This is a genomic window from Streptomyces sp. NPDC088252 (assembly GCF_044740965.1).
Classification (GTDB): Bacteria; Actinomycetota; Actinomycetes; order Streptomycetales; family Streptomycetaceae; genus Streptomyces.
On the sequence record NZ_JBIURS010000004.1, the window covers coordinates 252,887 to 273,316 of the forward strand.

Below are 20,430 nucleotides of genomic sequence, written 5' to 3' on the forward strand. Positions count from 1 at the left end.
GGACTCAGCTCAGGGGGTCACACGAAGCGACCTATTTCGGAGGTTACTGGACTCGGGCTCACGCCGCAGCGTCAAAACCCGTGTCGTGCGCCATTCGCTTCAGTTCGAGCAGCGCGTGCTTCTCGATCTGGCGGATCCGCTCACGGGTCAGCCCGTGCTGCTTGCCCACCTCGGTGAGGGTCCGCTCGCGGCCGTCCTCGATGCCGTAGCGCATACGGATGATCGACGCGGTGCGGTTGTCGAGCTTGCCGATCAGGTCCTCCAGTTCCTCGCTGCGCAGCAGCGTCATCACCGACTGCTCGGGCGACACCGCGGAGGTGTCCTCCAGCAGATCACCGAACTGTGTCTCGCCCTCGTCGTCCACGGACATGTTGAGACTGACCGGGTCGCGGGCCCAGTCCAGGACATCGCCCACACGCTCCGGCGTGGAGTCCAGCTCTGCGGCTATCTCCGTGTGCTCCGGCTCGCGCCCGTGCTCACGGTTGAACTCGCGCTGCACCCGGCGGATCCGGCCGAGCTCCTCCACCAGGTGGACGGGGAGCCGGATCGTACGGGACTGGTCGGCTATGGAACGGGTGATGGCCTGGCGGATCCACCACGTCGCGTACGTGGAGAACTTGAAGCCCTTGGCGTAGTCGAACTTCTCGACCGCGCGCACCAGGCCCGCGTTGCCCTCCTGGATCAGGTCGAGCAGGGGCAGCCCGGCCCGCGGGTAGCGGCGGGCGACGGCAACGACGAGCCGGAGGTTGGAACGGATGAATATGTCCTTGGCGCGCTCGCCCTCGGCGACCAGCGCCTCCAGCTCCGCGCGTGATGCTCCACCGGCTTCGCTCTCCACCACACCGTCGAGAATCTGACGCGCGTACACACCCGCCTCGACGGTTTGCGACAGCTCGACCTCCTTTGCGGCATCGAGCAGCGGCGTACGCGCGATCTCGTCCAGGTACATGCCGACCAGGTCGCGATCGGCGATCTCTCCGCCCGAGGCGCGAACACTGCTTGCCCGGCTGGTCCCGCCGGTGGCGGACGAACGACGGGCGACGGCACGGGTTGCCATGCGTGCTCCCTTGCTGAGTAGGTCGCGACACCCTCTCGGGTGCCCTGCATCCGATGGAAACAACGACTGGAATCCGGACAGAATTCCCATGCCTGGCATTCATTTTCGTGATCATGCAGTACCCTGTGCCGCCGCGAAGGGATTGCGCATGCCGAACATCCAGACAGAAGTGCAGGTCAGGCCAGGCACCGAAGGCGATTTGGTGGCACTCACGGACATCTACAACCATTACGTTCGTGAGACCGCGCTCACATTCGATACGGCCCCCTTTACACCCGAACAGCGGCTGCCGTGGCTTCGTTCCCACCCGGAAGACGGCCCCCACCGTCTTCTGGTTGCTAAGGATGTCCGCATTGTCGGCCCCGTCTCGATCCTGGGGTACGCCACCAGCAGCGCCTTCCGTCCCAAGGCGGCGTACGCGACCTCGGTCGAGGTGAGCGTGTACTGCGCCCCGTGGGCCACCGGCCGAGGCATCGGTACGCTCCTCTACTCATCCCTGTTCGAGGCGCTCGCCGGCGAGGACCTGCACCGCGCGTACGCGGGCATCACCCAGCCCAACGACGCCTCGGCCCGGCTGCACGAGCGTTTCGGTTTCCGCCATGTCGGTACGTACGCCGAGGTGGGCCGGAAGTTCGGAACCTACTGGGACGTGGCCTGGTACGAGAAGCAGATGGGGCCCGGGTCCTAGGTCGCGCACGGTCCCGGACCGGGACCACAGCCCGATACGCGCCACGGGCGCCACGCCTAGCGTCCTCCCGTATGGACGAGACGACGAGCACGGACGACACAGCGGGCGGCACAGCGGGCAGCCGGGGCGACGCGGCGGCCGTCGGGGGCGACGCGGCGGCCGTCGGGACCTCCGAGGACACCACGGGCACGCTCGACGAGGCGCTGGAACGCCTCCACACCGCGGGCCCGGAACGGAACGGCTGGCTGAGCAATCACGGTCCGATGGCCGTCGAGGCACTGGTCCGGCACGGTCAGGCACCGCTCGTCCACCGCTGGCTCGACCACTACAGCGACAAGCTGGAGGACATGCCGGACGCCGCGTCCCGGGTCACCGCGGAGAACTGGCGCGAGGCCCTGGGAGACCCGCGCCGGATCGCGGACTGGACGCTGTACTTCGAGCGGGAGACGGCCGAGCGCCCCTGGCGGGACGTCCTGGCCGAGTGGTGGCCGCGGCTGCTGCCCGGCATCGCGGCGGGCGCCACCCACCCCGTGATCCGGGTCGGCCACTCCGTACGCACCCTGCTCGCGGGCGAGGCGAGCGCCCCCCGGATGACCGAGCTCGCCCATGGCCTCGGCTACTGGGCCGCCCGCCACCAGCCGCTGCCCGCGCTGACTCCGCTGACCCCCGCACCGAGCGCCGGGGCCGCGCTGGACGCCGTGCCGCCGGTGCCGGAACAGAGCGGCGGCATCCGGGACCGGCTGGCGCGGCTCACCGCGTTCCCGGTCTGGCCGCAGCGCTTCACCGACGACCCGGACGAGGCCCGGACCCGGTTGGAGGAGCTGGTGCGGGCCGCGACGCATCGATATGCCACCCACGGGCACGGCGAGCCGGTCATGCTGGTGCATGCCGCGACCGCGCCCAACGCCGTGCTGCGCACTCTCCCCGCACTCCCCCGCGCACTGTGGGCGCCGAGCCTGGGGGCCGCCTGGGCGGCGAGCGCCGCCGTCACCGCCGCGTACGGTCCGGCCGAGCCCGCCCCGTACGCGCCCACGACCGCTTCCGCCGAGGAGCTCTTCGCTCGGGCGGCGGCGCACGGGGACGACCACACCATCAAGTTCACCGACACCGCGCTGGACGTCGGCGACTCCACGGCCCTGGCCGCCGCGCTCCGCTCGATCGAACTGAACCCGCCGACCCTGTGACGGATCCTCCGAGGCCTCTCACCGGCCTCGGCGCCCCCGTCCCCTCGGCCCCCGGCCTTCGGCATTCTCAGCCGAACTGCACCGACCGTTTCGCCAGCCCCATCCAGAACCCGTCGATGACGCTGCGGCCCAGGCCCAGCTCCCTCTCCGACGCACCGAGTGTCACGAAGAGCGGCGCGAAGTGCTCGGTGCGCGGGTGGGCCAGCCGCCCGGCCGGGGACTTGTGCTCGAAGTCCAGCAGGGCGTCGATGTCCTGCGCCTGAAGCGCCCGCTGCCCCCAGTCGTCGAACTCCGCCGACCAGCCGGGGACGCCGCCGCCCGCGTGCCGCAGGGCGGCCAGGTTGTGGGTGAAGAAGCCGCTGCCGACGATCAGGACGCCCTCGTCGCGCAGCGGCGCGAGCCTGCGCCCGATGTCCATCAGCTTCTGCGGGTCCAGCGTCGGCATGGAGATCTGAAGTACGGGGATGTCGGCGTCCGGGAACATCTCCACCAGCGGGACGTATGCCCCGTGGTCGAGCCCGCGGTCCGGGATGTCCTGGACCGGCATACCGGCGCCACGCAGCAGCTTGCGCACGTTCTCCGCCAGTTCCGGGGCGCCCGGGGCGGCGTACCGCACGCGGTAGTAGTGCTCGGGGAAACCCCAGAAGTCGTAGACGAGCGGGACGGTCTCCGTCGCACCGAGGGCGAGCGGGGCCTCCTCCCAGTGCGCGGAGACCATCAGGATCGCGCGGGGGCGGGGCAGGCCGGCGGACCAGGCGGCCAGTTCCCCGGGCCAGACCGGGTCGTCGGCCAGCGGCGGTGCGCCGTGGGAGAGGTAGAGGGCGGGCATGCGCTCCGCGGTGACAGTCATGGCACTCCCCATCCGCTGCTGATCGAGGTAAGTCTTCTACTGGTCTCTTTGCGAAGGAAGGATTCTTTAATCTTCAAGCTCCTACCTTCCGAGACCTTAGCTCTATCTAGTTAAACTTTCAAGAAAAGGTCGTACAGTGGAGTACATGACCACGGCATCCCCCGGCGAGCCCCGCTGGCTCTCCGACGAAGAGCAGCGTGTCTGGCGTGCGTATCTCCACGCCACCACGCTCATGGAGGACCACCTCGACCGCCAGTTGCAGCGTGACGCGGGGATGCCGCACATCTATTACGGACTGCTCGTCCAGCTCTCCCAGGCGCCCCGCCGCCGGAAGAGGATGACCGAGCTGGCCAAGGACGCCAAGATCACCCGATCCCGGCTCTCGCACGCCGTCGCACGGCTGGAGAAGAGCGGCTGGGTGCGCCGCGAGGACTGCCCGTCCGACAAGCGCGGCCAGAACGCGGTCCTCACCGACGACGGCTACGAGATGCTCCGCCGGTCCGCGCCGGGCCATGTCAGCGCCGTGCGCCAGGCGATGTTCGACCGGCTCACACCCGAGCAGATGCGCTCGCTCGGCGAGATCATGCAGGTCGTCGCCACCGGGCTGCAGCCGGAGGGCACGGACGCGGATCTGCCCTGGCTGCGCTGAGCCACTCACCACACGGCTCTGCCCCGGTTCCGCTCGACGGAACCGGGGCAGAGCCGCGTTCACCTCACTTCACGCCGCAGGGCGACGTCAGTGGGCGACGACCGGGACCTTGAACTCGTCCTCGACACCGTCGACGTCCCCCGAACCGGAGCCCGCGCTCGCCGTGGTCGCCGTGGGGCGCCCCGCGTTGATGAAGGTCACCGCGATCGCGGAGGCCACCACCAGGATGCCGACGGCCCACCAGATGGCACCGGTGAAGCCGTGCACCATCGACTGGAGCTTCAGCAGTTCGGGGTCGCGGGCGCCGAGCGCGGCGTGCGAAGTGGCGTACGCCGTCGCCGCCGATGCCGCGATGGTGTTCAGCAGCGCCGTACCGATCGCGCCGCCGACCTGCTGCGAGGTGTTGACCATCGCGGACGCGACGCCCGAGTCCCTCGGCTCGACACCGTGCGTGGCCAGCGACATGGCCGGCATGAACGCCGTGCCCATGCCGAGCCCCAGCAGGAGCTGCGCGGGCAGGATGACCGTGGTGTACGAGGAGCCGACCTCCAGCCGCGTCAGCAGCAGCATGCCGACGGCGGCGGCCAGGAAGCCGGGGCCCATGAGCTTGCGCGCCGGGACGCGGGTCATCAGCCGGGCACCGATCTGCGTCGAACCGGTGATCATGCCCGCGATCATCGGGAGAAAGGCGAAGCCCGTCCTGATCGGCGAGTACCCCTTCACGACCTGCAGGTAGTACGTCAGGAAGAGGAACAGACCGAACATCGCGATGACGGCCAGACCCAGCGAGAGGTAGACGCCGCCGCGGTTGCGGTCCAGCACCACGCGCAGCGGCAGCAGCGGCGACTTGACCCGGGACTCGGTCAGGACGAACGCCAGGAGCAGCACACCGGCCGCGACGAACATGCCGATGGTCAGCGCGTCCGACCAGCCGGCGGACTCGGCACGGGTGAAGCCGTACACCAGCGAGACCAGACCCAGTGCGGACAGGACGACGCCCGGGATGTCGAGCGGCGAGCGGTTGCGGCTGCCGGCCGGCTCGCGGATCACGAAGTACGCGCCCGCGGCCGCGACGACCGCGAACGGAATGTTGACGAAGAACGTCCAGCGCCAGTTCAGCGCCTGGGTCAGGAAACCGCCGAGGATCAGGCCGACGGCGCCACCGCCACCGGCGATCGCACCGTAGATGCCGAACGCCTTGGCACGCTCCTTGGCATCGGTGAACATCACGGCGAGCAGCGACAGCGCCGCCGGGGCGAGCAGCGCGCCGAAGACGCCCTGGAGGGCCCGGGAGCCGAAGAGCATGCCCTGGTTCTGGGCCGCGCCACCGAGCGCGGAGGCCAGTGCGAAGCCGATCAGACCGACGACGAACGTCCGCTTGCGGCCCCAGAGGTCGGCGATCCGGCCTCCGAAGAGCAGGAGTCCGCCGAAGGCGAGCGCGTAGGCCGTGATGACCCACTGTTTGTTGGCATCGGATATGCCCAGGGCCGTCTGGGCGTGCGGCAGCGCGATGTTCACGATCGTGGCATCGAGCACGACCATCAGCTGCGCGAGGGCGATGAACGCCAGCGCTTTCCAGCGACTGGGGTCCGGGAGTCGGATATCAGCTGTTTTTGACATGGAGCTATCCACCTAAGGACGCGCGTGGGCGCGCGAAATCGTGAACCGAGAGGTCGGCGAACGGGCAGTCGGTAAGGGACGGCCGGCGAGAACGGCCGCCGGAGAAGGCCGGGCGGGACGGGTCGGGCGCCGTCGGTGGGGCGTGACGGATCAGCCCCGACGGGGCGGACGGCGTGACGGGTCGGGTGCGACCGCTCGGGCATGACAGGTCGTTGCGGGTCGAGCGGTGAATGGAAGACGTGGTCGAGGTGCGGTGAAAGGGGAAGGCGTGGTCACAGTGCGGCGGTCGCGCCGCCGGGCACCCGGTTCAGGAGCCCGGCGCGGGCCTCATGGCCGGCGCCGCAGATCCTCCAAGGTCGCCGCCGTTCCGGGCAGCCGGGACCGGGCCGGAGCCTCCAGTCCGTCCAGGAACAGCTGTAGATGACGGTGGGTGAACCGGTCGATGTCCGGGCAGCCGATGCCGGGCAGCGGCCGGGTGAGCTGGGAGAGGGCGACCAGTACGTCACCGACCGCGATGTCGGTGCGCAGGCGCCCGGCGGACATGGCGCGCGCCACGAGCCCTTCGACGGCCTCTTCGAGGCGCCGACGCTCGGCGAGCAGTTCGGGGTGGTCCTTGTCGAAGCCGCCGGACAGCATCGGGCACAGGGCCCCGATCCGTTCGTCGGCCGCCGCGTGCACGAAGCGGCAGAGCGCGGCAAAGGGATCGGCCTCCTCGGCCGCCGCCTCCTCCGCGCGGTCGGTGGTGCGGGAGGTGACCGCGAGCACGACCTCGTGCGTCAGCGCGGCCCGGTCGGGGAAGTTCCGGTAGAGCGTGGCGTTGCCGACGCCGGCGCGGCGGGCGACCTCGTCGAGCGGCACGTCCGGCCCGAACTCGACGAACATCTCGCGCGCGGCCGTCACGATCCGCTCCCGGTTGCGCAGCGCGTCCGCCCGCGGACGGTGCGTCCGGGGCTGCGCCGTTCCGGCGGCGGTGCGAGTGGCGGTGTCCACGACGACTGTCCCTGCCTTCCGAATCCTGGGGTTCCCGGCGCCACGGTCTTCGCGGTGCCGGTCTTCGGTTCTGGTCTCTTCGGCCTCGGCCCTGCTTCGGCCTCGGTCTCGATCCTGCTTCGGTCCTGGTCCTGCTCTTGCTCCTGTGTTGTTTCCATCCTTGCAGCACCCCCTCCCCGCAACCGGGGAATGCCTCCCCGTTTCACGGGGACACGAGTTCAAACGGGGAAACGGTCCCCGGTTATTTCCCCACCACGATGTGACCTGAGGCACACCTCGAAACGGGAAAACCAACCGTTCGGCGCACCCGGCGAGCGGTGCCGCATCACCCGTCACAGGCTGATCGGCAGAGCGCAGTCAGGGCCGGCCGGCTGCCGCGGACCCCGAGGCGCCTGTATGCAGAAGACCCGCCACCGGATACGCAAGCACCGCAGCCCGATCGCGCTCGCCTCGGCCACGACCCTGGTCATCGCGGCACTGGCCTCGGCCAGCAGCGCGCTTCCGATGTCCGGCCGGGCATCGGCCGGACCGGTGGCGAGCCCCCGGGCGGCGGGCACAGCCGCGTGCCGAATAGCGACGACCATGGGCGTGCAGATGTCGGAGGGCATACCGACGGCGGCGAACTACGCCCGCTCCACGGGCAGGATCCACGCACTCAACCTGATGATCGACTTCCCCGACGCACCGGGCGCCGAACCGGCGATGGACCGGTTCGGCGAATTCTTCCCGCAGACCATCAACTGGTTCCGGACCGCTTCGTACGGGCGGCTCACCTACATCCCCGACGCGCCCGTGAAGACCTGGCTGCGGATGCCGCTCCCGTTCTCCGAATACGGGATAGAACGCGGATCATCGTACGAGCCGGGGTACCGCCAACTCGTCCAGGACATCGTCGCCGCCGCGAAGTCGAAGGTCGATTTCAGCACGTACGACCTGGTCAACATCCTGGTCACACCGAACGCCGGGCCTCCCGCCCTGGACACCGTCCTGTCCGTGACCTTCTCCGGCAACGACGAGGCCCCGCACGCGGACGGCGTCCCGCTCGCCAACACCTCGTTCATCTACAGCCGCCAGGACGACGGCTCGGGCTCGTTCAAGCAGAACGGTTACCGTGTCCTGCCGCACGAGAACGGCCATGTCTTCGGCCTCCCCGACCTCTACACCGTGGAGGGCGGCGGCGCAGTCGGGCACTGGGACATCATGTCGGAGGACTGGGGGGCCAACAACGACCTGCTCGGCTGGCACAAGTGGAAGCTCGGCTGGCTGGACAACAAGCAGGTCAGCTGCGCCGCCCGGTCCGGCACCAGCGACCACGTCCTCGAACCGCTGGCCACCCGGGGCGGCATCAAGCTGGCCTTTGTACCGCTGAGCAGCGAGTCCGGCTACGCCGTGGAGGTACGCACCCGGGCGGGCAACGACCAGGCGGTCTGCCGGCCGGGGGTGCTGATCTACAAGGTGCACTCGGACGTCGACACCGGTCAGGGGCCGGTGTCCGTCGCGGACAGCACCAAGGGCAGCGGCGGCTGCACCCAGCTGCCCAATGTGCACCCTGAACTCTCCGACGCCCCCTACCAGCCCGGCCAGACCTTCACCGACCGGGCGAGCGGCATACGCATATCCGTGGTCGACAAGGACGACAAGGGGAACTACCGCGTCCGGATCACTCGCCCCTGACCGCCCGAGTCCTCGGCCCGACCGCCCCGCTCGGCCACGGTCACGTCCGGCCGCCCTCTCCATCCGGATCCGTGGCCGGTTCTTCCCCGTCGGCCCGCCGCACCTCCGCCTCGACGGGCCCGCGCAGCTCCCGCTTGAGGATCTTCCCGGTCGGATTGCGGGGCAGCGGTTCCCTGCGTACCAGCACATGGGCCGGAACCTTGAACGCGGCCAGGCTCCGGCCGACGTGCGCCCTGAGGTCCTCGGGAGTGACGGTGGCACCGGCCCGCAGCCGGACGACGGCCGCGACCTCCTCCCCCAGGACCGGATGCGCGACCCCCAGCACCGCCGCGTCCTCGACGTCCGGGTGGTCGTGGAGCACCGCCTCGACCTCGACGCAGTACACGTTCTCCCCGCCGCGGATCACCATGTCCTTGATCCGGTCGACGACATCGACCCGCCCCGCGCGCACCAGCGCGAGATCACCGGTCCGGAACCAGCCGTCGGTGAACGCCCGAGCGGTCGCCGCCTCGTCCCGCCAGTAGCCGCGGACCAGGGACTGGCCGCGCAGCCACAGCTCACCGACCTCGCCGTCGGGCAGCACCTCGCCCGTGGGGCCCGTGATCCGCACCTCGGTGGCGGGGGTCGGACGGCCGACACTGCCCGGGTGGAGCCGGTACTCGGCGCCGAAGTTCGCCAGGACCCCTCCGCTGGTCTCGGTCAGACCGTAGCCGTTGCGGGGCTCGATCCGGTCGCCGTGGCGGGCGGTCAGCCGCGCGACCAGATCGGGCGGGGCGGCGGCCCCACCGGTGTTCAGCATCTGCAGACTCTCCAGACCGTCGCCCGCCCGCTCGGCCGCCGCGAGGAGCTGGAGCGCGGTCGTCGGGACTCCGGCGTAGTGCGTGACGCCGTGTGCGCGGATCAGCCGCAGCGCCTCCTCGGCATCCCACTTCCGCATCAGCACGATCGTGCCGCCCGCCGCCATCGCCGCGTAGAAGCCGGTGAACGCGGCGACGTGGAAGAACGGGAACGTCAGCAGCGTCACCGGGGCGGGCCCCTGCCCCGGGACGATCCCGCGCCCGAGCGCGGAGGCGGCGGCGTGGTAGCGGGGGTTGAGTACGGCACCCACCTGGGCGAGATGGGTGGCGACCGCGCCCTTGGGCCGGCCGGTGGTGCCGGAGGTGTAGATGATCGTCGCGTCGTCCTCCGGCCGGATCTCGACCTCGGGGGGCGCGGCGAGCGGATCGGGCGCGGGCAGGTCCTCGTACCGCTCGACGCCGTCCGGGACCGCCCCCTCCGCGTGGAAGACGACCACGCGCGCCCCGTTCTTCGCCGCCCAGCCGGCGACCCTCGGCAGCCGCTCGCCGTCCACCAGGAGCATCCGCGGCTCACAGTCGTCCAGCGCGTACGTGAACTCGTCCTCGGTCCACCAGGCGTTGAGCGGGACGGCCACCAGCCCGGCCAGTTGCGCGGCCCAGAAGGCGATCTGCCACTCCGGGTGGTTGCGCATCGCGACGACGGCCCGGTCTCCCCGGCGCAGCCCGTACGTCCCGGTCAGCCGACACGCCAGCGCGGACGCGGCGGCGAAGAACTCGGCGTACGAGTAACCGCGCTCCGTCGAGATCAGGAACGGCCGGTCCCCGTAGGCCCAGGTGGTCTCCACGAACTCACGGAGTGTGCGTGGCCCGTCCGCGTACACGAGGGCTCCGGCGTGCGCCCCGTCCTCTGCCCGCACCACGGCGAACGGGGCTCCCGGAGCGGTGAGCGCGGCTTCGACACGGGCCGCGGCGTCCGCGGCGGCGGCTTCATCGGCAGCGGCGGCCGGGGGGCGGGCCTGCGGGGCCGATGCGGCGGGAATCGGGTCGATGTGCGGCACGAACGACCTCTCTAAGCGCTTGCTCAGTACCTTCGCGACGGTATGCCCGCGCCCACCCGTCGTCAAGGGAACCGTCCGACCCGCGCCCGCAGCGGCTCTCGGAGCCTGTCGGGTGGCCTCGGAGCTGCCGAAGGCGGTCACGCAGTCTGCGTGCGGGCGACCTGCGCGGCGTCCGTGGCCGCACAGACACTGTGACCGGGCCCGGCGGGGTCAGGCGGGAAGTGTCAGGCGGAAGGCCGTGTGTCCGGGGCCGCTGGTGACGGTGACGGCTCCGCCGTGGGCGGTGATGACGGCGTGGACGATGGCGAGGCCGAGACCGGTGCTTCCCGTGCTGCGGGAGCGGGCGTGGTCGGCGCGGACGAAGCGTCCGAAGACCTCGGGCTGGAGCTCGGAGGGAATCCCTGGTCCGTTGTCGCTCACGCACACAGCGACGCCGGTCCGATCGGCGGTGAGGGCGACGGTCACTTCCGTGCCGGGCGGGGTGTGGGTACGGGCATTGGCCAGGAGGTTCCCTATGGCCTGCTGGAGCCGGTGGGCGTCGCCGGTGACGGTGACCGGTTCTCCGGGGAGGTCGAGGAGCCAGCGGTGGCCGGGGCTCGCGGCACGTGCGTCCTGTGTCGCGTTCAGGATCAGCAGGGTCAGATCGACCGGCTCGTGTTCGAGGGGGCGTCCGGCGTCCAGGCGGGCGAGGAGAAGCAGGTCGTCGACGAGGCGTGTCATGCGCTGCGACTCCCCGTCGATGCGCTCCAGGGCGTGGCGTACCTCGCCGGGAACGGGGCCGTGGTGGCGCAGGGCGAGCTCGGCGTGGCCCCGGATGTTGGCGACGGGGGTGCGCAGTTCGTGACTGGCGTCGGCGGCGAAGTGCCGGAGCCGCTCCTCGCTGGCCTGGCGCTGGGTGAGTGCGCCCTCGACATGACCGAGCATGTGGTTGAGGGCGCTGCCGACCTGACCGACCTCGGTACGGGGGTCGGTGTCGGGAAGCGGTCCGGGCATGGCGACCTCCCCACTGGCGAGGGGCAGCCCGGCCACCTCCGCGGCGCGGGCGGTGACCCGCTGGAGGGGGCGCAGGGAGATCCGCACCCACAAGGCCCCGGCGACGCCGGTGACCACGAGGGCGGCGCCGAACAGCACGGCCTCGACCGCTTCGAGGCGGTGAACGGTCTCTTCCACCGGGTGCAGGGGCAGGCCGGTGATCAGGGTGTCCTGGTCGTCGCCCCGGACAGCCGTGACGCGGTAGGCGCCCAGAGCTGCGAGGCGGACGCTGTGTCCGTGTGCGTCGGCGGGGATCCCCGCCAGGGAGTGACGGTCCGCGGAGGTGAGGGGGAGGGGGCGGTCGGTGGCGTCGTGCACGACGGCTGCCTGGGTGACGGTGCCGTTCAGGAGGCGCGCACCGAAGGTCGACTCCGCCTGGCCCCGGGTGTCGGGGCGGTTGTCGGCGTCGGGCGTGGCCTCGTGCTCCAGGCTGGCGGCGAACCGGCCGCCGGAGGCGGACAGCTGCTCGTCCAGGCGCCCCATCAGGAAGCCCCGCAGTGCGAGGGCGGTGGTGATTCCGACGGCGAGGCAGGCGAGGGCGAGCAGTGCGACGAGTCCGGCGGTGAGCTGGCCGCGCAGGGTGCGGGGCAGCGGGCGTCTCATCGGGATTCCGGCTTGAGCACGTAGCCGACACCACGCACCGTGTGGATCAACGGGGTGCGTCCGGCGTCGATCTTCTTGCGCAGGTAGCTGATGTAGAGCTCGACGATGTGGGCCCGCCCACCGAAGTCGTAGGCCCAGACCCGGTCGAGGATCTGGTCCTTGGACAGCACCCGGCGCGGGTTTCGCATGAGGAACCGCAGAAGTTCGAACTCGGTCCGGGACAGCTCGACGGTGACCCCGCCGCGTCTGACCTCCCTGGCTTCCTCGTCCATGGCGAGATCACCGACGGTGAGCCAGTTCGTGCCGGCGGATTCCGCCGTCAGACCGGCCCGCCGGAGCAGCCCGCGCAGCCGGGCCAGGACTTCCTCCAGGCTGTAGGGCTTGGTGACGTAGTCGTCGCCGCCGGCGCTAATGCCGACGACGCGGTCCTCGACCGCGTCCCGGGCGGTCAGGAACAGCACGCACACGCCGGGTGCGTCGTGTCTCAGCGCGCGCAGGACCTGCAGACCGTCGAGGTCCGGCAGCATCCAGTCCAGGACCACCGCGTCGGGCCGGAAGTCACGGGCGGTCGCGAGCGCGGTCACGCCGTCGGCAGCGGTGCGGACCTGCCAGCCCTCCCCGGCCATGACCCCGGCCAGGACATCGGTGACGTCGGGTTCGTCGTCGACGACGAGAACCCTTACCGGTTCTCCGTCAAGGCGGTGCAGAGGCGATGTCGTACGCGGCTCATCCATGGTTCCTTCAGCATCCCCCGGCGCGGGCCACGGCAGGTCGGGCCGTGTCTCTGAGTTCCCTCTGAATCGGCTCTGAGAGTCGCCGGCGGGTCGCTTTCAGAAGATACACAGAAGTTGAACCGGGAGGCTGGCCGTCCGTCGCCGGAACGAGTCCTGTCCGGAGGAGCCCCCATGACCACCACGTTCACCACCACATACGCGAGCCGCAAGATGCGCCACCGGCGCCCGCGCCGCAGCGCCGTGCGCTTCCTGGCACCGTCGGCGATCTGGGCCGGTGCCGCGGGAGTGCTCGCCCTGTGGTGGATCGACACGACCTCGGTGGTCGGCCCGGCGGGCTGGCTCACCGGCGCCGGGCGCATCACGGGGCTGCTGGCCGGTTACGCCTGCGCGGTGCTGCTGGCCCTGATGGCCCGCGTGCCACTCCTGGACCACACCATCGGCACGGACCGCCTCGCGCGCTGGCACGCCCTGGGCGGTCGCTGCACCGTCTCGCTGGCCCTCGCCCACACCCTGTTGATCATCTGGGGCTACTCACTGACCTCCCACACGGACGTGCTCGGCCAGACCTCCATGCTCGTCCTGCACTACCCCGACCTCCTCAAGGGCACGGCGGGCTTCCTGCTGCTCGTGGCCACCGGAGTCCTCTCGGCCCGCGCGGCCCGCCGGAGGATGAGTTACGAGACCTGGCACTACCTGCACTTCGCCACCTACCTGGCGGTCTTCCTCGCGTTCGGCCACCAGCTCTCCAACGGCGCGGACTTCGTCGGCAACCGCCTCGCCCAGGTGGCCTGGTACACGCTGTATCCCGGTGTTGCCGCGCTGGTCGCCTGGTACCGGTTCGCCGTCCCCGTCCGGCGCGGGCTGCGTCACCGCCTGCGCGTCGCGGCCGTCCACCCCGAGGCGCCGGGCGTGGTCTCCGTCCACCTCACCGGCGAGCACCTGGATGAGCTGGGGGGTGAGCCGGGGCAGTTCCTGCGCTGGCGCTTCCTGGCCCGCGGGCTGTGGTGGACCGCGAATCCCTACTCCCTCTCGGCCCCCGCGCACCCGCGCCATCTGCGCATCACGGTGAAGACCGCGGGTGGCCACAGCGCCGCGCTCGCCCACCTCGCGCCCGGCACCCGGGTGTGGGCCGAGGGACCCTACGGCGGCCTCACGGCGAACCGCCGCACCGCTCCCAAGGCCCTGCTCCTGGCCGGCGGCGTCGGCATCACCCCCCTGCGCACGCTCTTCGAGACGCTGCCGGGGCAGGTCACCCTCGTCCACCGCGCCCGCCGCCCCGAAGACCTCGCCCTGCGCGGTGAGATCGACGCGATAGCCGCCCGCCGACGGGCCGTCGTGCACTACGTCGTCGACGAACCGGCCGAGTACTCGTCACCTCTCACCGCCCAGGGCCTGAGTGCTCTGGTGCCCGATCTCGCCGCGCACGACGTCTACCTCTGCGGTCCGCCCGGCATGACACGGGCCGCGATCCAGGCCCTGCGCGACGCCGGTGTCCCGGCACGGCGCATCCACCACGAGTCGTTCGCGTTCTGAGGAGAACCGTCATGCGCCGAGCCGTCCTGGCAACCACCGGGATCAGCGCCCTCGTCATCGCGCTGCTCGCCCTCAAACCCCACCAGCGCCCCGCCCTCGCAGGAGTGACCCCCCGATCCCCCACGGTCTCCTCGTCCCCGCCCACCTCTGCGGGCACGGCATCGGGCGCGTCCACGGGGACGGGCACGTTCACCGGGGATCCCATCGACACCCCGTACGGAACCGTGCAGGTCGCCGCCACCCTCGCCCGGGGAAGGATCACCGCCGTCAAGGTGCTCCGGGCGCCGGACCAGAACGGCCGCGACCAGCAGATCGCCTCCTACGCCCTGCCACGCCTCACCCAGGAGGCGATCGGCGCCCAGAGCGCGCACATCGATGCCGTCACCGGCGCCAGCTACACCAGCCAGGGCTACATACAGTCCCTGCAGAGCGCCCTGGACCAGGCCCATGGCTGACACCGCATACGGTCTGCGCCACGTCGAGCACGTGATGGGCACGGTCTTCTCCTTCGACATCCGGAACGAGCCCACCACTGCCCTCCACCGCGCCCTCGCCGAGGCCGTGCGCCAACTCCACCGGGTCGATGCCGTGTTCTCCACCTACCGGCCCGACAGCCACATCAGCCGACTCGACCGCGGTGAGATCCGCCTCGGCGACTGCCCGCCCGAGGTCCACGAGGTGCTGTCCCTCTGCGCGCAGGCCGCCCACGTCACGGACGGCTGGTTCAGCATCGTCCCGGCCGGTGTTCTCGACCCCTCGGGCCTCGTCAAGGGCTGGGCCACCGAAGCCGCCTCCCGGCTGCTCCACGAAGCCGGCGCGCACCACACCTGCGTCAACGGTGGAGGCGACCTCCAACTCCGCGGCCGGGCAACCCCCGGCGCCCCCTGGCGCATCGGCATCGCCCACCCCCTGCGGCCCGGCGAACTGCTCACCGTCATCACCGCCGACCACGACCTGGCCGTCGCCACCTCGGGCACCGCCGAACGCGGCGTCCACATCCTCGACCCGCACAGCGGCACACCCGCCACCGCGTTCGCCTCCCTCACCGTCGTCGGCCCCCGGCTGAGCATGACCGACGCCTACGCCACCGCCGCGTTCGCCATGGGCGAGGACGCGCGGGACTGGCTGGAAGCACTGGACGGCTACGAGGCACTCGCCGCCCTGCCCGACGGCCGGACGTGGCAGACCTCAGGATTCAGTCGATACGGCTCACGAGGCGCCATGCGACCCCCATCCTGCCCGCCGTGAACGGGCGCGCCCCTCGGCGCCTGAAACCGCGGACCCCCGACCCCGGCCCGCCCCACCTCACCCACTGGCAGCACCCCAGCTCACACCCCACAGGCGCGCACGGCACAAACCCGAGGTACCGACCTCACCCCACCCGCTACACTGTCGGCGGTGGCCCACCCTTCACGGGCCGGACCACCGCAAACCTGTCGGCAAACCGACCTGAAGCCCATCGCCCACCCGGGTCGGGTTTTGCACACGTTTCCGACAGATCCCCGCCTTCGTAGCTCAGGGGATAGAGCACCGCTCTCCTAAAGCGGGTGTCGCAGGTTCGAATCCTGCCGGGGGCACTGACCGGATAGCAGGTCAGAGAGCATGCGGGGCCCCTCGTTCGTTCGAACGGGGGGCCTCTCCTCTACCCGGAGTCCACATGGAGTCCACATTCCCACGTGATCTTGCAGTGCTTTCATCGCCAAAAGGGACTAGACCTGAACGCTGGCGTCGTAGAGTGCGACACACGGGAGGGGCAGGCGTGACTCCCCATGCGCGCCTGAGGCGCGCCTCCCGCGAGCTGTGGCTCCCCCGGCGGGGAGGCCGGGCCCACAGACGAGACCCCCACCGCGTATATCGGTGGGGGTCTCTTACTGCCCAACGTAGACCGCCCCGCACCAAAATGAGTGCGGGGCGGGGCGTCGTGACTCAGTCATGACGCCAGACGGCCGAACTTTGACAGAGGCGCGTATGCCAATGGCCGCCAACGAACCACCCGAAGGTGGCAGCTTCCAGCAGGGGTATGCCCCTGCATATTCATGATCAACCGTTTTACGGTCGACCGTAAAGACAAACGATCAAGACCCCGGCGAGCGTGGGTAGGTGCACCACCAGCCGATGCCCCCCGACCGCGTCCACGCCAGGCGCAGGGCCATCGGCGACAACATGCGCGCCGCCCGACTCCACGCGAACCTCACACAAGAAGCAGTCGCGCTGCGGGCCGACATCCGGATCGCGACCTACAGCGAGATCGAACAGGGGCACCGCGCTGCGCTCATCGACACCCTGATCCGCATCGCCGACGCGATCGGTGTCCCGCTCGCCGACCTCGCCCGCGAGTAGGGCCCGCCCGCACCCCGGCCACCGCCGGCCTCGGGTACGGGCGGGAGTCTCATATCTCCGCCCTGTCAGATCGGGCGGTGCATGGCAGCGAACGTGATCACCACGTAGACGAGCACGAGCACGACCGCTGCAGTGATGGCCATCCGCCTACGACCCCGATCAGGGCCGGACCTGCCGCGGCCCGCATGAGGCCGCGGCGGGGAACCCGCCCGCGGCCATCGGCGTAGCCACGGGCGGGAGGCATGAGAGGTTCGTCGGCGCATCGGTGATCTCGTCCAGGTCGATCAGTGTGCAGTCCGAGAGGCTGAGGGCCAGCTGACTAGCAAGCACCCACCGCGAGGCAGGGTCTCCGTCCTCGACCACACGGGCCTTCTTCTTCCCCGGCTGGTAGTTGACTCCGTACACCCCGGCCACCTCGCTGGACCCGACCCGTACGGCCACGGAACCGGCCCTGAGGTTGGGGCAGGCGCCGACAGCGATACGGGCGCACGGCACACACACCGGCGGGTGCACGGTCAACAATCCGTTCGGCCAGCCGTGCCAGTCCTCGCGGCAGTCTTCCAGCAGCCACAGCGTGCCCCGCTCGTCCCGGTCGGACGGTCCACCGCAGACCTGACACAGGAGACGGTTCATTGCACGTCGCTGCCGCAGGGGATGCACCCGGCCGAGCTCGGGGCGACCGCACCGGGGCTTGATCAGCGTCCGCAGCCAGAGGCGGCCTTTGCCGTCCCGGTCGCAGGTGTCTTCGTCGCGGTACGCGATGCCGCCGCGCGGACTGATCACCACCGGGCTCGGCACCTGCTCCGGCGACCATGACGCGATGTACGGAACGACCGACGGCCGCCGCAGGGTCATCGCACCCTCCCCGAAAAGACCGAGGCCGGGCCGCGGAGCGCTTTCCACGTACGTCTCAGCGCCCTTCGCCTCTCGCATGGCGCATTCGCACGACAGGCCCCACACGCCAGGGTGTGACCCACAAGAACGCGGTACGTCTCCTCTGCACCCACAGGCTCATCCATAAGCTGCCGACCGGTAGCGGCCCACCATCACGGCCTGAGAGACGGCGGCAGGAGGGCACAGCACACCGGCCGAATCCATCGGCACCGACCAATACACTCGCGCCCCGTCCCCGGCGGTCACGCCAGGGCGGGGAACGCCCAGCTCCGACCCCTTCCCCAGACACACGGTGTCCGGGACGTCCCACCGCCGCGCCGCACTGGCCGGAACGAGGGCGTAGTACCGGGCCGCGTACCGGTCACAGATCACAGGGCCGTCCATCAGTGCCTCCGCGAGGAACCGGTCCACGTCCTCCTGGTCGTCACTCCCGGCCGCGGCCCGGACGACGGAGGACGGGATACGTACGGCCGCGAACAGCGCCCCGCACGGCAGCAGCGCAAAGGGGCGGCCCTCCCACTCCGCGCGCACCCGGTTGCGGTCCGGCACCGTCGATAACAGCCAGTGCTCCACAGCGAGACGCCGTTCGACTCCAGTGGTCAGGGTGGTCACGGCTTTCCTTTCTTCGGGCAGGTGAGACAGGACCGGGGGAACCATCGGACGCGGTTCCCGTGCACCTCGCGTATGCGCACCCCCAGGTCGCGGACGAACCCGGCGCGCAGGGCAGCTCCGCAGAACACACAATGGGCACCGCGCTGCTGATGCGGGCTCAGGGCCTCCACCGGCGGCAACAACTCCGCCAGAGGCGTACTCAACCGAACGCCCCGGCCGGCAGCCGGAGCCCTCCACCAGGGCCGAAAGCAGCCCCCAGGACGGTCGGGCTCGTCAGCATTCCCGAGCCGTCCGGTTTCTCCAGCCACCCGTAGCCGTCTATGTACCGCTCGGCCGGCGGGCACCGGAGCTGCCAGCGCTCCGGATGCACCGTCAGCCTGGACAGGTCGTCCAGGACTTCCTCGGCGCCCGGCGGCACGAGCCACCAGGCGCGGTCGGCGCTGGGATAGACGAGGACCGGGCCGAGCAGGTCCGGGCCGATGCGCTGCATCGCGGCGACGGTCGGCATGATGTCGGCCTCGACAGCAAGCCAGAGCCGACCGGACGGGATGAACGCGAGTTCATCAGCCGCCCACTTGCGATGCACCAATACCGGATCCGGGGCGCAGGAGGCCAGCCATTCCGAGCCCGGATTGCGTGTCCGTGGGGCCATGACCAGCACCGTAGGGATGCTGGCAACGAGTTGGCCCGTCGATTGCGCCGGATTGCGCGCGTGGGCCGGCGGATTGAATCCGGTTGCTTACGTGAGGTCCAGCGAGGCCCTCGCTCGGGCGATCAGTCGGCGTGCCTGCGGTCCGTGAACCGCAGCCTCGGCGAGCCAGTCCCATGCCCGCTCATACAGAGCGATGTTCTCCTCGTCATCGAGCCACATCTCCGCATTGATCGTCTCGACGATGACGAGCCGCTGGTCGTAGATCCAGAACCCGTGGGTCGGCGCCCGTCGCAGCTGCGCACCGAACGGGATGACACCGATCTCGACGGTGTCGAGTCCAATCAGCCCGGCAAGGCGCTCAAGTTGTGCGGCCATGACCTCGCGCGGGCACGTGAGGACGTGGAGGGCCCCCTCCCAGACGATGAACCGGAACAGGCGTCCCCGCTCGTACAGGGCGTCCTGGCGACGGATGCGGGCCCGTACGGCTTCCTCGACGTCCCGAGGGGTCTGCCGGAACTCGGCATTCGCCTGGAAGGTGTGCCGGGCGTAGTCCGCCGTCTGGAACAGACCAGGAATGCGGGAGACTTCCACCCCGCGAACCATCTGGGTCGCCGCAGTCTCCGCAACGGCCAGCTCCTGCCGAGCCCGATGCCCGCCAGCCAACTGCCGACGCCACGAACGGTACTGCGTCTCCAGACCGGACAGGCGGCCCTTCAACTCCTCGGACATTTCGGGGCGGCCCACCGCTTGCGACCACGCCACGAGATCAGCGACCGAAGGGGTCTGCTTCCCAGTCTCCAGCCGCGACACCTTCGAGCGCTGCCAGCCGAGCACTTCAGCCACGCCCTTGCCGTCGAGGCCGGCCTCGGCACGCAGCTCGCGGAGCCGTGCGCCGAGGGCGACCCGGGCGGATTGAAAGTCGGTGCTCACACGCTGGAACGTACCGCCCTGGCGAAGTCGGCGGTACGGATTGCATGATGCCAAGCGGCATCCCGGGCCTGGCACGCTGCCACGACGTCGACCGGGTCGTCTGTGAGGACCACACCGAGGGTGGTGTCGTCCTCATCGAAAACAAATCGCATCACGGTGCGGGAGTCGAACAGCCAGAAATCGAAGTCCGGCAGGCCGATCCGAACGGCATCCGTTCGGTACAGATTGCGGATGTCCTCACCGGCCGCCACGTTCCTGGGGGCTCGCGCAAGGAGGAATCGCTGCCCCTGAGTAGGCGGGTCGTCGACCAGGCGCACCCGCTCGAACCGCGCCCCGGCCGCTGTCTTCGCTGCCACGTTCCGGCGCCAGGCGTCCGGCGGGTCCTGGCTGACATCCTCACCATTCCGCCAGCGGCCCCAGTTCGGCCCATTCCTGTCAGATGCATAGCCCTGCCGGGTTTCCAGGCGCCAGGCAGTGTGTTCGAAGTCCTCGAAGAAGTGCGTGGCTTCCTTGAACGGAATCAGGTCCGGCAC

General features: G+C 70.5%; 20 protein-coding genes and 1 tRNA gene. 9 read left to right on the forward strand and 12 right to left on the reverse strand.

Annotated elements, in window-relative coordinates; translation table 11 throughout:
- Positions 1–58 precede the first annotated feature (58 nt).
- Positions 59–1,057, reverse strand: coding sequence for a sigma-70 family RNA polymerase sigma factor (locus ACIOHC_RS10770; protein ID WP_351076012.1), 999 nt, complete (start codon positions 1,055–1,057; stop codon positions 59–61).
- Positions 1,058–1,205: 148 nt separating this feature from the next.
- On the opposite strand from ACIOHC_RS10770, the gene ACIOHC_RS10775 reads away from it, so the two are divergent.
- Positions 1,206–1,745, forward strand: coding sequence for an N-acetyltransferase family protein (locus ACIOHC_RS10775; RefSeq protein ID WP_351076009.1), 540 nt, complete (start codon positions 1,206–1,208; stop codon positions 1,743–1,745).
- A gap of 71 nt (positions 1,746–1,816) precedes the next feature.
- On the forward strand, positions 1,817–2,929 hold the full coding sequence (locus tag ACIOHC_RS10780) for a questin oxidase family protein (protein WP_351076007.1): 1,113 nt from the start codon (positions 1,817–1,819) through the stop codon (positions 2,927–2,929).
- Positions 2,930–2,996: 67 nt separating this feature from the next.
- On the opposite strand, the gene ACIOHC_RS10785 is transcribed toward ACIOHC_RS10780, so the two are convergent.
- A complete protein-coding gene (locus ACIOHC_RS10785; RefSeq protein ID WP_351076004.1) occupies positions 2,997–3,779 on the reverse strand; it encodes a class III extradiol ring-cleavage dioxygenase in 783 nt (260 codons plus the stop codon).
- A gap of 136 nt (positions 3,780–3,915) precedes the next feature.
- Between ACIOHC_RS10785 and ACIOHC_RS10790 the strand changes: the two genes are divergently transcribed.
- Positions 3,916–4,428 carry a MarR family transcriptional regulator gene (locus tag ACIOHC_RS10790; protein ID WP_351076002.1) on the forward strand — a complete coding sequence of 171 codons (513 nt, stop codon included), beginning with the start codon at positions 3,916–3,918 and terminating at the stop codon, positions 4,426–4,428.
- Positions 4,429–4,515: 87 nt separating this feature from the next.
- Here the strand turns inward: ACIOHC_RS10790 and ACIOHC_RS10795 are convergent, their stop codons facing one another.
- Positions 4,516–6,048 (reverse strand): MFS transporter, encoded by a 1,533-nt coding sequence (locus ACIOHC_RS10795; RefSeq protein ID WP_351076000.1) that lies wholly within the window; start codon positions 6,046–6,048, stop codon positions 4,516–4,518.
- Positions 6,049–6,375: 327 nt separating this feature from the next.
- A complete protein-coding gene (locus ACIOHC_RS10800) occupies positions 6,376–7,038 on the reverse strand; it encodes a TetR/AcrR family transcriptional regulator (RefSeq protein WP_351075996.1) in 663 nt (220 codons plus the stop codon).
- A gap of 396 nt (positions 7,039–7,434) precedes the next feature.
- On the opposite strand from ACIOHC_RS10800, the gene ACIOHC_RS10805 reads away from it, so the two are divergent.
- Positions 7,435–8,712 carry a M6 family metalloprotease domain-containing protein gene (locus ACIOHC_RS10805; RefSeq protein ID WP_376286045.1) on the forward strand — a complete coding sequence of 426 codons (1,278 nt, stop codon included), beginning with the start codon at positions 7,435–7,437 and terminating at the stop codon, positions 8,710–8,712.
- A 40-nt stretch (positions 8,713–8,752) separates the two neighbouring features.
- On the opposite strand, the gene ACIOHC_RS10810 is transcribed toward ACIOHC_RS10805, so the two are convergent.
- The 3 genes from ACIOHC_RS10810 to ACIOHC_RS10820 all read right to left on the reverse strand — a co-directional run bounded on the left by ACIOHC_RS10810 (position 8,753) and on the right by ACIOHC_RS10820 (position 12,936).
- Positions 8,753–10,567: a class I adenylate-forming enzyme family protein gene (locus ACIOHC_RS10810; RefSeq protein WP_389636579.1), complete on the reverse strand. Its 1,815-nt coding sequence runs from the start codon at positions 10,565–10,567 to the stop codon at positions 8,753–8,755.
- Positions 10,568–10,777: 210 nt separating this feature from the next.
- Positions 10,778–12,202, reverse strand: a complete 1,425-nt coding sequence (locus tag ACIOHC_RS10815) for a HAMP domain-containing sensor histidine kinase (protein WP_351075991.1) — start codon at positions 12,200–12,202, stop codon at positions 10,778–10,780.
- Complete coding sequence (locus tag ACIOHC_RS10820; RefSeq protein WP_351075989.1) at positions 12,199–12,936, reverse strand: response regulator transcription factor; 738 nt, start codon at positions 12,934–12,936, stop codon at positions 12,199–12,201. The genes ACIOHC_RS10815 and ACIOHC_RS10820 overlap by 4 nt, the downstream gene beginning before the upstream one ends.
- A 171-nt stretch (positions 12,937–13,107) precedes the next feature.
- Between ACIOHC_RS10820 and ACIOHC_RS10825 the strand changes: the two genes are divergently transcribed.
- From ACIOHC_RS10825 to ACIOHC_RS10845, 5 genes are all read left to right on the forward strand, one after another.
- Positions 13,108–14,469: a ferric reductase-like transmembrane domain-containing protein gene (locus ACIOHC_RS10825; protein WP_401842363.1), complete on the forward strand. Its 1,362-nt coding sequence runs from the start codon at positions 13,108–13,110 to the stop codon at positions 14,467–14,469.
- An 11-nt stretch (positions 14,470–14,480) separates the two neighbouring features.
- On the forward strand, positions 14,481–14,924 hold the full coding sequence (locus tag ACIOHC_RS10830) for an FMN-binding protein (protein WP_389636577.1): 444 nt from the start codon (positions 14,481–14,483) through the stop codon (positions 14,922–14,924).
- Positions 14,917–15,717: an FAD:protein FMN transferase gene (locus tag ACIOHC_RS10835; protein WP_401842365.1), complete on the forward strand. Its 801-nt coding sequence runs from the start codon at positions 14,917–14,919 to the stop codon at positions 15,715–15,717. Before ACIOHC_RS10830 ends, ACIOHC_RS10835 begins: the two co-directional genes overlap by 8 nt.
- A 256-nt stretch (positions 15,718–15,973) precedes the next feature.
- Positions 15,974–16,046: transfer RNA gene (locus ACIOHC_RS10840), tRNA-Arg, on the forward strand.
- Positions 16,047–16,584: 538 nt separating this feature from the next.
- A complete protein-coding gene (locus ACIOHC_RS10845) occupies positions 16,585–16,809 on the forward strand; it encodes a helix-turn-helix domain-containing protein (RefSeq protein WP_401842367.1) in 225 nt (74 codons plus the stop codon).
- Positions 16,810–16,968: 159 nt separating this feature from the next.
- Here the strand turns inward: ACIOHC_RS10845 and ACIOHC_RS10850 are convergent, their stop codons facing one another.
- The 5 genes from ACIOHC_RS10850 to ACIOHC_RS10870 form a co-directional block, all read right to left on the reverse strand.
- Positions 16,969–17,664, reverse strand: coding sequence for a hypothetical protein (locus ACIOHC_RS10850; RefSeq protein ID WP_401842368.1), 696 nt, complete (start codon positions 17,662–17,664; stop codon positions 16,969–16,971).
- A gap of 156 nt (positions 17,665–17,820) precedes the next feature.
- Positions 17,821–18,315 carry a hypothetical protein gene (locus tag ACIOHC_RS10855; RefSeq protein ID WP_401842369.1) on the reverse strand — a complete coding sequence of 165 codons (495 nt, stop codon included), beginning with the start codon at positions 18,313–18,315 and terminating at the stop codon, positions 17,821–17,823.
- Between the two features lie 199 nt (positions 18,316–18,514).
- Positions 18,515–18,967: a hypothetical protein gene (locus tag ACIOHC_RS10860; protein WP_401842370.1), complete on the reverse strand. Its 453-nt coding sequence runs from the start codon at positions 18,965–18,967 to the stop codon at positions 18,515–18,517.
- An 87-nt stretch (positions 18,968–19,054) separates the two neighbouring features.
- Positions 19,055–19,897 carry a helix-turn-helix domain-containing protein gene (locus ACIOHC_RS10865; RefSeq protein WP_401842372.1) on the reverse strand — a complete coding sequence of 281 codons (843 nt, stop codon included), beginning with the start codon at positions 19,895–19,897 and terminating at the stop codon, positions 19,055–19,057.
- A complete protein-coding gene (locus ACIOHC_RS10870) occupies positions 19,894–20,430 on the reverse strand; it encodes a DUF6879 family protein (protein ID WP_401842373.1) in 537 nt (178 codons plus the stop codon). The genes ACIOHC_RS10865 and ACIOHC_RS10870 overlap by 4 nt, the downstream gene beginning before the upstream one ends.

What these genes read in the sequence shown, in the direction of transcription:
- ACIOHC_RS10830 (WP_389636577.1), top strand. Translation starts at nt 14,481, where the DNA reads ATGCGCCGAGCCGTCCTGGCAACCACCGGGATCAGCGCCCTCGTCATC.
- ACIOHC_RS10820 (WP_351075989.1), bottom strand. Translation starts at nt 12,936, where the DNA reads ATGGATGAGCCGCGTACGACATCGCCTCTGCACCGCCTTGACGGAGAA.
- ACIOHC_RS10815 (WP_351075991.1), bottom strand. Translation starts at nt 12,202, where the DNA reads ATGAGACGCCCGCTGCCCCGCACCCTGCGCGGCCAGCTCACCGCCGGA.
- ACIOHC_RS10860 (WP_401842370.1), bottom strand. Translation starts at nt 18,967, where the DNA reads ATGGCCCCACGGACACGCAATCCGGGCTCGGAATGGCTGGCCTCCTGC.
- ACIOHC_RS10770 (WP_351076012.1), bottom strand. Translation starts at nt 1,057, where the DNA reads ATGGCAACCCGTGCCGTCGCCCGTCGTTCGTCCGCCACCGGCGGGACC.
- ACIOHC_RS10780 (WP_351076007.1), top strand. Translation starts at nt 1,817, where the DNA reads ATGGACGAGACGACGAGCACGGACGACACAGCGGGCGGCACAGCGGGC.
- ACIOHC_RS10785 (WP_351076004.1), bottom strand. Translation starts at nt 3,779, where the DNA reads ATGACTGTCACCGCGGAGCGCATGCCCGCCCTCTACCTCTCCCACGGC.
- ACIOHC_RS10775 (WP_351076009.1), top strand. Translation starts at nt 1,206, where the DNA reads ATGCCGAACATCCAGACAGAAGTGCAGGTCAGGCCAGGCACCGAAGGC.
- ACIOHC_RS10825 (WP_401842363.1), top strand. Translation starts at nt 13,108, where the DNA reads ATGACCACCACGTTCACCACCACATACGCGAGCCGCAAGATGCGCCAC.
- ACIOHC_RS10795 (WP_351076000.1), bottom strand. Translation starts at nt 6,048, where the DNA reads ATGTCAAAAACAGCTGATATCCGACTCCCGGACCCCAGTCGCTGGAAA.
- ACIOHC_RS10850 (WP_401842368.1), bottom strand. Translation starts at nt 17,664, where the DNA reads ATGACCCTGCGGCGGCCGTCGGTCGTTCCGTACATCGCGTCATGGTCG.
- ACIOHC_RS10835 (WP_401842365.1), top strand. Translation starts at nt 14,917, where the DNA reads ATGGCTGACACCGCATACGGTCTGCGCCACGTCGAGCACGTGATGGGC.
- ACIOHC_RS10805 (WP_376286045.1), top strand. Translation starts at nt 7,435, where the DNA reads ATGCAGAAGACCCGCCACCGGATACGCAAGCACCGCAGCCCGATCGCG.
- ACIOHC_RS10845 (WP_401842367.1), top strand. Translation starts at nt 16,585, where the DNA reads ATGCCCCCCGACCGCGTCCACGCCAGGCGCAGGGCCATCGGCGACAAC.